The sequence below is a fragment of the Cocleimonas flava genome (assembly GCF_004339015.1).
Classification (GTDB): domain Bacteria; phylum Pseudomonadota; class Gammaproteobacteria; order Thiotrichales; family Thiotrichaceae; genus Cocleimonas; species Cocleimonas flava.
Window position 1 is genome coordinate 125,808 of the sequence record NZ_SMFQ01000005.1, and the last position, 12,562, is coordinate 138,369.

Annotated in this window: 10 protein-coding genes; 6 read left to right on the forward strand and 4 right to left on the reverse strand. The window is 40.5% G+C overall.

Translation table 11 applies throughout. The features are described from left to right. Window positions 1–29: 29 nt before the first annotated feature. Genes EV695_RS17015 through EV695_RS17025 form a run of 3 tightly spaced genes read right to left on the reverse strand, consistent with a single transcriptional unit; the run spans window position 30 to window position 2,117 of the window. A complete protein-coding gene (locus tag EV695_RS17015; RefSeq protein WP_131907219.1) occupies window positions 30–665 on the reverse strand; it encodes a TIGR04282 family arsenosugar biosynthesis glycosyltransferase in 636 nt (211 codons plus the stop codon). After that, entirely contained in the window at window positions 662–1,276 is a 615-nt protein-coding gene (locus EV695_RS17020; protein WP_131907220.1) for a glycosyltransferase family protein, read from the reverse strand. The genes EV695_RS17015 and EV695_RS17020 overlap by 4 nt, the downstream gene beginning before the upstream one ends. After that, window positions 1,269–2,117, reverse strand: a complete 849-nt coding sequence (locus EV695_RS17025; RefSeq protein ID WP_131907221.1) for an MTAP family purine nucleoside phosphorylase — start codon at window positions 2,115–2,117, stop codon at window positions 1,269–1,271. The genes EV695_RS17020 and EV695_RS17025 overlap by 8 nt, the downstream gene beginning before the upstream one ends. 690 nt (window positions 2,118–2,807) lie before the next feature. On the opposite strand from EV695_RS17025, the gene EV695_RS17030 reads away from it, so the two are divergent. Then, window positions 2,808–4,370, forward strand: coding sequence for a choice-of-anchor Q domain-containing protein (locus tag EV695_RS17030; RefSeq protein WP_131907222.1), 1,563 nt, complete (start codon window positions 2,808–2,810; stop codon window positions 4,368–4,370). A gap of 76 nt (window positions 4,371–4,446) precedes the next feature. On the opposite strand, the gene EV695_RS17035 is transcribed toward EV695_RS17030, so the two are convergent. After that, on the reverse strand, window positions 4,447–6,585 hold the full coding sequence (locus tag EV695_RS17035; protein WP_131907223.1) for an acyltransferase family protein: 2,139 nt from the start codon (window positions 6,583–6,585) through the stop codon (window positions 4,447–4,449). A gap of 364 nt (window positions 6,586–6,949) precedes the next feature. Here EV695_RS17035 and EV695_RS17040 point away from each other — a divergent pair, with 364 nt between their 5' ends. The 5 genes from EV695_RS17040 to EV695_RS17060 all read left to right on the forward strand — a co-directional run bounded on the left by EV695_RS17040 (window position 6,950) and on the right by EV695_RS17060 (window position 12,562). Beyond that, window positions 6,950–7,858 carry a LysR substrate-binding domain-containing protein gene (locus EV695_RS17040; RefSeq protein ID WP_131907224.1) on the forward strand — a complete coding sequence of 303 codons (909 nt, stop codon included), beginning with the start codon at window positions 6,950–6,952 and terminating at the stop codon, window positions 7,856–7,858. 404 nt (window positions 7,859–8,262) lie between these two features. Continuing rightward, a complete protein-coding gene (locus EV695_RS17045) occupies window positions 8,263–9,054 on the forward strand; it encodes a class II aldolase/adducin family protein (protein WP_131907225.1) in 792 nt (263 codons plus the stop codon). Between the two features lie 65 nt (window positions 9,055–9,119). Then, a complete protein-coding gene (locus tag EV695_RS17050) occupies window positions 9,120–10,673 on the forward strand; it encodes an ABC transporter substrate-binding protein (protein ID WP_131907226.1) in 1,554 nt (517 codons plus the stop codon). A gap of 69 nt (window positions 10,674–10,742) precedes the next feature. Further along, window positions 10,743–11,726, forward strand: coding sequence for an ABC transporter permease (locus EV695_RS17055; protein ID WP_131907227.1), 984 nt, complete (start codon window positions 10,743–10,745; stop codon window positions 11,724–11,726). Next, a complete protein-coding gene (locus EV695_RS17060; RefSeq protein ID WP_131907228.1) occupies window positions 11,723–12,562 on the forward strand; it encodes an ABC transporter permease in 840 nt (279 codons plus the stop codon). Before EV695_RS17055 ends, EV695_RS17060 begins: the two co-directional genes overlap by 4 nt.

Here is a 12,562-nt window from a genome sequence, read left to right on the forward strand (position 1 = left end):
GAAACAATCAGATTCTAGGCTCGTTTTAATCACAGCTCCCCTATCCACTCTTTAAGTTTTACCTGATTCTCATTTAAACTCTGTGGCATTTCAGAAAGCATAATCTTGAGATCAGATTCAGTATCCACATCGGTCAGTGCATCTAGCTCGTAAGGTTTTGAATCTAATTGAGCCACTAAAATTTCTTTGGTTTTAACATCGCTCCAGGGTGTTGTTGCCCAAACCTGATCGGGAATACTTCTCTTCCCCGCTAATAAATAGTAACCACCATCAGTTGCAGGTCCAATCGCATAATCGTGAGATTTTAGAGCGTCGATCACTTGTTCTATTTTTTCAATAGATAACTGCGGCGCATCTGCACCGATTAACATAACGGCATCATGCGTTTTTAACAGTTCGTGGTAAACGTGACTTTGGCGATCCCCTAAATCCCCTTCTCCGGTATGCAATCTATTAAAGTCACTCCACAGCGGATTATCCAGAGACTCTTTTTCAGCCACTGCCCAATAAGGGTTAGTCTCTGTTTGCTTAAGTGTACTAACAATACTATTAAGGCTTAAATTATAGAAATGCAACGCCTTCTCTTTTCCTAAAGACGCCGCTAAACGCGTTTTTAAAGGAGAGACATTCGGGGTTTTAACAAAGATTGCGATAGCTATTTTCATAATTTTTTAAGCAAAAGTTTAAACATGATATACCAATGGGTAATAGAGGTTTTCACCCAACCTTGTGAATTGTATTTGCGCGCACTACTAATAAGAAAAGAAGGCACTTCGACCAATTTAACCTGACATTTTTTCGCTAAACGAACGAAAAGTAAATCCTCTCCATAAGGCGTGTCTTCAGGATAAGCACCTATCAATTCAAATTGCTGTTTAGACAGGCACAACGCCTGGTCTCCATACGGTAAGTCAAATAAAGAGGAGCGTAGATTAGCCCCTTTAGCATTTATTGCACTCAACCCACCTTCGGCAAATTGCAATTTAAAATAATGTAAGGCATCAGGAAATTGATTCAAAGAAACAATCAGGCTTTGAATATTCTCTTTAGTGATTTGGCTATCCGCATGGACAAACCACAGTATTTTTCGAGTGGCTTTTTTCGCCCCGGCATTAAGGCTTTTCGCACGTGAACCTTCGGATGAAACGATAATTTCGGCACCCGTATTTTCCAATTTTTCTAATAAAGCATTTAACGCTGTTTCCTGATTCCAGCTCGGAATGATAATGCTGAAATTTTCGAGGCACTGTTCATCTTGCTTATTAGGTTTAGCCACGTAAAACGTTTAACCAATGCATCTGCTCTTCACTAATGGCTTCATCAGGCGTCAAAATTGAAGCAGCTAAACTATTGCGAATACTGTCAGGCGTTTCCGTAAGGGGAGATTTAAGGAGTTCAGCGAGTAAATCCTGGGCTTTATTCAACGCGCCACCATACACTTCAAAGAACTTCTCGACACTCACATGTTGCGAAGGATCTTCCATCCAGCAGTCATAATCTGTAACCAGACAGACCGTCGAATAAGCCATTTGTGCTTCGCGCGCCAAAAACACTTCGGGTACATTCGTCATACCGACCAAATCGCATTTCGCTTGATCACGTAAGAAGAAACTTTCACTCTGTGTACCAAGCCTTGGCCCTTCGACACAGCCATAACTTTTACCCGTATGGATATCGAGTTTTAGTCGTTTTGCAGCAGATTCAATATCGCCACTTAACGCAGGACAAACAGGATGAGCGGTTGAAACATGACCCGCGATGCCATTACCAAAAAACGTATAATCCCGTTGACCACGGGTATGATCAAAATATTGCGATGGCATAGCAAGATCACCCGGTTTAATTTCTTCGCGTAAACTACCCGCAGCAGAAACACCAAATACCTTGGTTGCACCTAATTTTTTTAATGCAAAAATATTGGCACGATAATTAACCTCATGCGGTAAAAACTGATGTCCTTTACCATGGCGGGATAAAAATAGAATCTTTTGATCAGAGAATTCGCCTTCAAGAATTGGCGCAGACGGCGCACCAAAGGGCGTTTTAACCTCATGTTCATTAATTATATTTAGCCCTTTTAAATCGTATAAACCCGATCCTCCGATAACACCTAGCATAAACCCTATCCCTTAATTTTTGTATGACAGTACTATGCAATAAATTTGAATACGAAATCAAAAAAATTACATTTGTTATTCTCTTTCAATAGATTCAATACGGATTTAATCCGCTGTTAGATCATATTTCGGCTAACTATTCGTACATATATGTATGTGGCAATAAGAGTTTTAATTTGCGCGAGATTTTCGTCGCTTAGAGGTTTATTACTTCTCCTCGAATAAAGGCTATCGGCGACAAATCACTTTTTTGCGTCAGCTGCAAAAATCCAATCAAAGAACATTGATGCTGATTCCTTTTAGAGAGAATTTACACCCCCCTACTTTAAGGCATTTTTTTAGTAGCCAACAGCTAAAACAGGTCTAGTCGTTGATTGTGTTACAGGTTCTAACCTTTTACTTATGCAATCTTTTATGGACCTTATTAACGCTTAGTGAGCATAGAAAAACACATATAGACTGTTTGATTTTAAATTAGTCAATAATATGTAAATCGCATGTATCTTTTTTTTTTGTGAAATTTCACACAGATACTCCAATTATCCTGAACTAGTATAAAAACCCGTTAGAACAGCAGTTATAAAAAAGAAAGAATTATGAAAACTTCATTAAGAACATTCGTTTTCATCACTCCACTCTAGTGCCACTTTTTATGACAAAAATAAACGAGTAAATACAAGGATGAATAAAATGAAAAAACAAAATTTAATTTGGATTGGCCTCTTATTGAGTACGTTAGCTTGCCAGTCCGGCTGGGCTGCAACTATCAAAGTTTGTCAGTCAGGTTGTGCTTATACTTCTATTGCTGATGGTGTTGCGGCTGCATCGGCAGGCGACTCTATTGAAATTAGTAATGGTATATATTTTGAGCGAGATATCATTATCGACAAAGAACTAAAAATTGTGGGTGAAAGCCAACAGAACGTGATTATGAATGCAACGGAACAAGGACGTCACTTCTTTATTGCAGAGTCTTCGGTGAACGTTTTTATAGGAAATATGCGGCTCATGAATGGTAATGCCAAAGCTAATAGTTTACCTTCTTCAGTTGATTACTTTTGCTCTCATAACTCTATTTATTCGGGTTATTCACAAGGGGGATCGATTTGCTCAAAGTCTGTTAACCTAGAATTGAGACATGTTAGCTTCGAGAATAATAAAGCAAGTAATGCTGGTGGGGCTTTATCTTACCAAGGTAGAGATTCAAATGGTGTTTCATCAGGTAAATTAATAATTTCTAAAAGCCAATTTCTAAATAACTCAGTATATTGGGCACACGGAAACATGGGAATTAACCAAAAAAATTATGGTGGTGCTATTCATGTACTCTATTCAGAATTAGTCTCGGTTAGTAATTCAGTATTCAGTAAAAACTCCGTTTATCATAAAGCAAGCAATGGTTCTGTTGCTGCTGCAAGTGGTGGTGCTATTTTCGTATCAAGCACTAAAAATCTTTTTAGTACCCAAAATCATTATGAAAAAAATGAATCTTCGGGTAACTCCGGAGCAGTATATTTTAATTCGGGATGGGGGTGGAGAAACGTGCAAGCAGATGCAAAATTCACTGAAGACACTTTTCGTTCTAATTATTCCGAAGTAGGCGGTGCAATCAGTTCTTTCTCAGACATTATCGTTAAAAGATCTACATTTCATGAAAATAAAGCAAACTCTGGCGGCGCTATACACAATCAAGGAATACTCTTAGCTCAAAACAACACATTCAGTGGAAATTATGCTTTAACTGAGGGCGCAGCTATCGTTCATGCCCCCTATTACCCCTGGTCTCAACTCACGATACAAAATAATACTTTTGTTGGTAACGCAAGCGATGATCAAACTCAAGGGGGGGTTATTGCGATATCAGATAGAACCGGTTTTACCCCTGAAATTGTTAACTCATTGTTTTTTAAAAATGATACTCACGAATGTTACTTGAATGGTACACCGCCATTAATACAAGGTATGAACAACCTTACCGATTCCTCAAGCTGCGAGCCTACTGGCTATACTAACTTGGCTGCTGATTATAACGGCTACCCATTTAGCTTAGGCACAGCGACAGATGTTGATCCTAACTTAGCAAATAACGGCGGCCTTACATTGACTCATGCAATTAGCAGATCTAGTACTGCACTCGATTCTGGAACTATGGATTGTATAACACCTGCTAATAATGGCGCTCCCATCATTAATGACCAACGCGGCGCACCACGAGTTAAATATTGTGATATTGGTTCATTTGAATATCAGTAAATAAATAGAAAATGCAGGCCAAAAGCCTGCATTTTTTCTCATAATAGTAATGATTTATTTATCTTTTAAACAATCGTTATTCTCTTTCAAACTGTTTTTTATTATTAGAAATCACTTCGCTTTCAGGCTCTATCTTTTTAGTTTTAAGCGCATCTAATACCACAACACCTTCTTTGTTTAGCTGAGCTTCTACTTCAACCCTTTTCACGCGATTAATTTCGTCAGTATCATCGGTTAATTTAGGCTCTGTTATGAGTCGCTCAGCTATTTGTTTCTCAACAATAGTCTCATAGAAATTATATTTCTTACCCAACAAAGCCGTGCCTTCATGAGACAGGTGCCCTTCGTCTCTAAACAAGTAGGTTGAATCGATATGCGTATTACATTCCTGGCTTTCGCACATATAATCGTCGAGGCGAACGACTTGGTATTTGTCTTCAATCGTATCTAAAAACTCATACACAGTTTGTCTAATGTCTAGCATTTTATCTTTGTTAAAGTTACAAGCGTCGAGTGCCTTTCCTTTCCAGTCTGCGCGCGTTAAACAGCGCCCCAGATTGATACCGTTGGCTGGCGGTGGTGAGAATACGATGGGTTTTATCCCTATATTGACGAGTGCTTCTAAAGTGTTTTCAAACTCCTTAGTAATCAACGCTCTGTTTGCGGGTGCGCGTTCACCATTTGCGAGTAATACTTCTGAGCCTTCTGCTAGGTATTGACTAAATGGCGATGAGAGCACTGCGTATTTCACGCTGTCATTTTTGACTAACCATTGTTGGACTTGCTGATTGAAGTCGAGACATTCTTTGGCCCAACCAACCGGATAGTGCGGTTCTATAATTGGTGCGATATTGGTGAACGGCCCACACACATATTTCGTCATCTGGATAATTTTGGCGTCGGGTTTTGATGCCATTATGCCTTTGACTAAGTGCATCGCGTAGGAGTCACCCCAAATTATTATTTGGGGTTTATCGCTGGTATTGCATTCATCGGATAAGTTAAATGTCTCGGTGCATTTCAGGTCTAATCCCGCATTTACGCGCCAGCGTTTGTCGATCGCATCCATAGTGAGATTGCTCTGAATCGCGCGTTGCTCAAAGCCATTACTGGCTACACCAGAGACACCGATGGCAATAAATGCGGCTGATGCGGTGGCAGATAACCCAAATATTTGTTTTCTATTAAACACGCCTTTGGTTCTAAATGGCTTTTCGATAAATCGCCAGCTCAGGTAGGCGAGTGGAATAGACAATGTAACCAATGCAAACAATACCAATGTGCTGGGTTTATCAAAGCTACCGTGACGGGCAAAGGCTAGTAGCGGTTGATGCCACAGGTATATGCTGTAACTGATCAGCCCTACCCCAACAAACAACTTGGTACTGAGGAATCTGCCAACTACCGTGGTGGATGTGGCAAACAGTATCACGAGGCCTGCACCTACGGTTGGCACCAGGGTATAGACACTGGGGAATGGCGTGGTTTCGTCAAACATGAATACCGCGTAGGCGATCATGAATAAACCGATTGCGCCGAATGTTTCCCTAACCCATTTTTGCGGTTGAAATGCGGTATTCGCTTTCAGTAAATAGAGCGCAATCAATGCGCCAATTGCTAACTCCCATAAGCGTGTTGGTAGCATAAAGAAGTTGGCAGTGGGCTTGTTATAAGCGCCCCACTGTGAGGCCGCTAAACTGATTAATGCGAGCAGCAAAACGGTACTGAGAATCCAGCGTTTGCGTATCTTCCACATGATCAATAAGAACAGCGGGAAGAAGATGTAGTATTGCTCTTCAACCGCTAAGCTCCATGTGTGTAACATCGGCTTTAGCTCGCTACTGGCTTCCCAGTAACCGGTTTCTGTCCAGAATAATATATTGGATGAAAACGTGGAAACTGCGATTAAGCTTTTCGCGAAATCCTTCATATCGGACGGCAATAGCCACATCCAGGCAAACGGCAAGGACACCAGCATCACAAAGAATAACGCGGGCAGAATGCGTCGCGCACGTCGCTCGTAAAAGTTTGCGAGTGAGAATGAGTCTTGTTGAATTTCAGACAGGATGATCGTGGTAATCAAAAAACCACTGATGACAAAAAAGACATCAACGCCGACATAACCACCGCTTAGAATACCAATACCTGCATGAAAAAATATCACCGGTAAAACGGCGATAGCTCTTAAACCATCAATTTCGGAACGGTATTTCATTTAAAAAAGACTCGTTGGAATTAATGCCTTATCAGCGAATTGCTGATGCATTTCTGCGTTATTTTTATGCTGTATTTTCAAAGGGTTATTTAAATGCTAGTGATGGGTAATGGATGGACCTTCGATTATAAGTAGCTACTAATGAATATTCGCTGAATCTACTACTTTCGTTCACGAGTGATAGTTTTGTAACTCAAAGGTCATATATCCGTTATTCTCAAAGGTTTTAGCCACCCCCTACTTACAGGGACTTTTTTATAGGGTATCTTCCAACCTCTCGTTATTAATCACCACGCCAAGGTTTGCTAATCCCGAATCTTTCAATATACAATTATTTTTTTGAAGTCTGTTCTTCTGGAGTCTCATGCAACGTTATCCTTCTACTACTGCCTTAAGAGCATTTGAAGCTATTGCTCGTTTGGGCAGTGTGTCTGCTGCTGCTGTTGAGTTGAATTTGACGCGAAGTGCGGTAAGTCATCAATTGAATATGCTGGAAGATTTACTCGGTTTTGCCTTAACTAAGCGAGAAGGTCGTGGCCTTGTGCTTACATTGAAAGGGGAACGCTACGCACTGGAAACCAAAAGAGCGCTATCTATTCTGTTAGATGCAGCCAGAGGAAACGATGGCGAGGAAATGATTGGTAAGTTGACGGTGAGTTGTGCCCCGGGGCTTGCGAACTATTGGTTATGCCATCAACTGGCAGACTTTATTAAAAAATTCCCCAAATTATCGTTAAAGATAGTATCACCAAGTTTCCCCGGCGACATTTCAAATGACGATGTCGATTTATTTATTGCGTACGGCAATGGCAACTGGCCTGAAAAATATGTAAAGCAATTGATAACGATTCGATTATTCCCGGTTTGTAGCCCGCAATATTTTCATCAAAAAGGGGGCTTGGGAAAACCCGCTGATCTGGTAAAAATGCGGCTGTTTCACCTTATGGATCATACAGATTGGCGCGTTTGGCTGGCTGCGAATGGCGTAGCTAATACGCAATTAGAGTCTGGTATTGTTTTCTCTGATGCCAACTTTGTTCAGTCTGCTGTTATTGCTGGTCAGGGTTTAGCGATTGGAGACAATATGGTGAGTGGTGATGCACTTGCAAAGGGCCTTTTAATCCGACCGTTTGAAAAAAGCATAGTATCCCCCAGAGCTTATTATTTGGCAGCGTCTCCAGAAAAAGCAGAAAGAAAAGAAGTGCAAGCATTTATTGAATGGTTAGAAAGCCTTATTTCAGATGCTCAATCCCGTTACGAACGCAAAAAATAAGTGTTTTTTCTTTCGCTCTTTTTTTGTGCATCAAATTTCCCTGATGCACCGAATTGTTTAGTTAACACACAAAACAAATTTCTTCCCCTCTACACACCTACCGTTTAGTTAATATTGAAGCCCTAAACAAGAATATAAAACAATCAGATCAGCTCATTAGAATTTCCTTATAAATATTCGAAAGCACTTTTATTGTGCACTTTCAGTGTTTCTGTTGAATATTATTAATCATATTTATGAATAGAAAGACCTATTGTCAAATTATATTGAACAATGATGTCGATTATATTCGATTGTTATTGTTTTTAATTTAATCGACACTCTTCTCACGGTTTTTAAATAGTAGTTATTAACTCGTTTAAATTCCATTTTTTGAACATTAAGATCCAAAAGAAGGCATTACCATGAACCATCAAACAGACGGTGATTTTGTTACAGATGTATACCCAACTCTCTCTGAAGAAGAGCGAGTCAGAGTAGATTTAGCCGCTGCTTATCACTTAATTGAACATTTTCAAATGAGTGACAGTATCTATACTCATATTTCCGCTAGCGTTCCTGGAGACAATGAGTATTTTTTAATTAATCCTTACGGAACTCGCTTTGGTGAAGTGAAAGCCAGCCAGCTCGTAATGATTGATGTTGACGGAAAAATCATTGATGACCCATGCAATATGGGCGCAAATCCAGCCGGTTTTACCATTCACTCTGCAATTCATCAGGCACGTACTGATCTGAAGTGTGCTTTACATACGCATACCGTAGCTGGTGTTTCAGTATCCTCCCTACAAACAGGTATTTTGCCTATCAATCAATGGGCGCTGCAATTTTATCATGGAGTTTCACGCCATAAATACGAAGGAATTGCCTTAAACCTGGAAGAGCGAGAACGCTTAGTTAAAGACCTTGGCCCGAGCAACAAAATTCTAATTTTAGACAACCACGGACTCATGACTATGGGTAAAAACGTGGGTGAAGCCTTTACTCTAATGTTCAATTTAGAACGTGTTTGCAAGGTTCAAATGTCAGTACTGGCGAGCGGCCAACCGGTTAACCCCATTGATTCATCGGTATGTGATTTGACCTATGAACAATATCTTCAATTTGCTGAATTAAGTCAACGTGATGGCTTTCATGTGGAATGGCTCGCTTATTTGCGACTGTTAGAAAAAGTATCACCTTCATACAAGGAATAATGCGCATTAAATATCAAAGTTAGAAAAGTAGTACTTCAAACCGAATTTTTAAACAGGAGATAGATATGAAAAGAATTATTATGGGTGTGTTATTGGCTTTCCTGCCATTCGCATCAAATGTTTATGCAGAAGACCCTACTGATGGCGGAACTATCAATGTTGCCGTACAACCAGAACCACCAAGTTTGATGATTGGCATGTATTCAAATGCGACTACGCAACAGGTTGGCGGCAATATCTTTGAAGGCCTGATGCGATATGACAAAGACCTTAAGCCTCATCCTGCACTGGCTACATCATGGGAAAACTCTGAAGATGGCAAAACCTGGACCTTTAAACTGAAAGAAGGTGTTGTTTGGCATGATGGCAAACCATTCACGTCTGCTGATGTTGTGTTTTCGATCGACAAGATGTTGCGTGAAGTTAATGCTCGTTTAAGAACTTCATTAGCATTTGTTGAGAGCATATCGGCAACCGATGATTACACGGTTGTTTTTAAACTCAAAGAACCGTTTGGCCCTTTTATTCGTTTATTTGAAGTTGGCACTACGCCAATGATGCCAAAGCATATTTATGAAGGGACTGATTTTAAGCTTAACCCTGCAAACCATCATCCGATTGGTACAGGTCCGTTTGTATTCAAAGAATGGAAAAAAGGCTCCTTCATTCACTTAGCTAAAAATGAGAAATACCATGTTAAAGGTTTACCTCATCTTGATAATATTTATTGGCATGTAATTCCTGATGCAGCATCGCGTTCAGTAGCTTTTGAAACCGGAAAAATTGATGTACTTCCTGGTGGCTCAGTTGAAAACTTTGATGTACCTCGCTTAACAGAGCTTGATAACGCATGTGTTACTACTGATGGTTGGGAATTTTTCTCTCCTCACGCATGGTTGTGGTTAAACAATCGTCAAGGCCCAACTGCTGACAAGCGTTTCCGCCAGGCGATTATGTACGCAATGGATAGAGAGTTTGCTAAATCGGCGCTTTGGAATAATTTCGGAAAAATAGCAAAAGGTCCTGTTGGTTCGAAAACGGCTTTCTTTAATAGCTCTTTACCTGACTATGAACACAACCCTGAAAAAGCGAAAGCCTTATTAAAAGAGATGGGCTATGACGGAACTCCAGTACGTTTGATGGCGATGCCTTATGGCGAAACTTGGCAGCGTTGGACAGAAGTAATCAAACAGAACCTTGAAGAAGTAGGCATTAAAACGAAGCTTGTCTCTACTGACGTAGCGGGTTGGAATCAGAAAATCTCAGATTGGGATTATGATATTTCTTTCACTTACTTATACCAGTATGGCGATCCAGCTTTGGGTGTATCACGCACATATCTTTCTACCAATATTGCGAAAGGATCTCCGTGGAATAACGCAGAGGGCTATAAAAATGAGCAGGTAGACAAGTGGTTTAATGAAGCTGCAACGGCTTTTCCAGACACGAAACGTGCTGATTTATATAACAAAATACAAAAACAAATAGTCGAAGACGTTCCTGTCGCCTGGTTAATGGAACTGGAATTTCCAACTATCTATAACTGTAAAGTACAAAACCTGATTGATTCCGCCATCGGCATTAATGATGCCTTCGGAACAGCCTGGATTAAAAAGTAGTCTAATTGGAGCAGGCCACCCGGCTTGCTCCTATCAATAGAACAGTCAGTCAAAAGAGCAGTCAGTACTATGAGCGTTCAAACCTTACTATATATCGGTGGTCGATTGGTCAAAGGGGCCGTTGTCCTTCTGGTTATTGCAGTATTTAATTTCTTTCTAATTAGAGCTGCGCCGGGCGATCCAGCTAAAGTTTTAGCCGGTGAAGCAGGCGCGACAGATGAGATTTTTCTGCAGCAGTTACGAGATCAATTCGGTCTTGATGAACCCCTTTATTATCAATTATGGGTATATGTTAGCAATCTAATGCAGTTCGATATGGGCATGAGCTATCGCCAGCAAATGCCAGTATTTGATCTTATTATGGAACGCATGCCAGCTACGTTATTACTTACTGGAACGGCATTCCTGTTATCTATATTACTAGGCGTTGCAGCAGGTGTTATTGCTGCGGCTTATCATCGAAAAATATGGGACTCAGTGATTACTGTTGCTGCATTAATTTTTTATGCCACTCCCCTATTTTGGCTGGCTATGATGGCATCTTTATTCTTTTCTGTTTATCTGGAATGGCTACCAAGTTTTGGTATGCAGTCAGTTGGTGAGGATTTGACTGGGTGGCAAAAAATAACAGATATAGCAATGCACCTCATTTTACCCGCAACCACACTAGGACTGTTCTTTACGGCTGTTTATGCCCGTATGACAAGAACGTCCATGATTGAAACAAGCCGTTTAGATTTTGTAAAAACAGCAAAAGCGAAAGGCATGAAACCTTCGCGAGTTACGACGCATCATGTTTTGCGTAATGCTTTGTTACCAGTAGTTACTTTAGCTGGGTTGCAAGCAGGACAATTAATAGGTGGTGCTGTCCTGACTGAGACCGTATTTGCCTGGCCAGGTATTGGCAGATTGATGTTCGAAGCCCTATTCCAACGCGACTATAACTTACTATTAGGCGTGTTCTTTATTTCATCTGCATTAGTCGTTTTATTCAATTTAATCACTGATGTTATTTACCTTATCGTTGATCCACGAATCGAGTTGTCAAAATGAATATTTTCAAGTCGTTAAAAAGAAACAAAGTAGCCATGGTTGGTTTTGGCATACTTTTTTTACTCGTTATTATCGCTATTTTTGGACCTTATCTCTATGACGGAAGTCCCTGGAAAATGGTGCAAAGACCATTTTTACCCCCTTTTCAGGACAGTAAATTCCCACTTGGTACAGATACCTTGGGAAGAGATGTCTTAGCTGGATTAATACATGGCGCAAGAATTTCGTTATTGGTGGGCCTCATATCTACCGCAATCGCGTTATTAATTGGCATTCCTTTAGGTGCTTACGCCGGTTATTACGGTGGCTGGGTTGATGAAGTATTAATGCGTTTCACTGAAATATTTCAGACCGTACCTAGTTTCGCATTAGCAGTAGTATTAGTCGCAATTTTTGAACCAACGGTATATTCAATAACAGGCGCAATTGCCATCGTAAGTTGGCCCCCTGTTGCTCGATTAGTACGAGGCGAATTCTTGTCGCTTCGCAGTCAGGAATATGTTCTGGCGGCAAAACTGAATGGTCAAACTAACCGTAATATTATTCTTAAAGAAATCTTACCCAATAGCCTTTCACCAATAATCGTACTTGCCTCTCTAATGGTAGCGAGTGCAATTTTACTGGAGTCTTCTTTATCCTTTTTAGGCTTAGGTGACCCTGAAATAATGTCATGGGGATACATGATTGGAGCGGCAAAAACTGTGCTGCGTCAGGCGTGGTGGTTGAGTTTCATTCCTGGTGTTGCGATAGCAGTCACCGTGCTTTCTCTTAATCTACTTGGCGAAGGCTTAAATGAAGCCCTCAATCCTAAACTATCAGGTAATCGGGAGAACTAG

Excerpts from the sequence above, each read along its gene's own strand:
- EV695_RS17060 (WP_131907228.1), top strand. The coding sequence starts at position 11,723 with ATGAATATTTTCAAGTCGTTAAAAAGAAACAAAGTAGCCATGGTTGGT.
- EV695_RS17035 (WP_131907223.1), bottom strand. The coding sequence starts at position 6,585 with ATGAAATACCGTTCCGAAATTGATGGTTTAAGAGCTATCGCCGTTTTA.
- EV695_RS17045 (WP_131907225.1), top strand. The coding sequence starts at position 8,263 with ATGAACCATCAAACAGACGGTGATTTTGTTACAGATGTATACCCAACT.
- EV695_RS17055 (WP_131907227.1), top strand. The coding sequence starts at position 10,743 with ATGAGCGTTCAAACCTTACTATATATCGGTGGTCGATTGGTCAAAGGG.
- EV695_RS17015 (WP_131907219.1), bottom strand. The coding sequence starts at position 665 with ATGAAAATAGCTATCGCAATCTTTGTTAAAACCCCGAATGTCTCTCCT.
- EV695_RS17040 (WP_131907224.1), top strand. The coding sequence starts at position 6,950 with ATGCAACGTTATCCTTCTACTACTGCCTTAAGAGCATTTGAAGCTATT.
- EV695_RS17050 (WP_131907226.1), top strand. The coding sequence starts at position 9,120 with ATGAAAAGAATTATTATGGGTGTGTTATTGGCTTTCCTGCCATTCGCA.
- EV695_RS17030 (WP_131907222.1), top strand. The coding sequence starts at position 2,808 with ATGAAAAAACAAAATTTAATTTGGATTGGCCTCTTATTGAGTACGTTA.
- EV695_RS17025 (WP_131907221.1), bottom strand. The coding sequence starts at position 2,117 with ATGCTAGGTGTTATCGGAGGATCGGGTTTATACGATTTAAAAGGGCTA.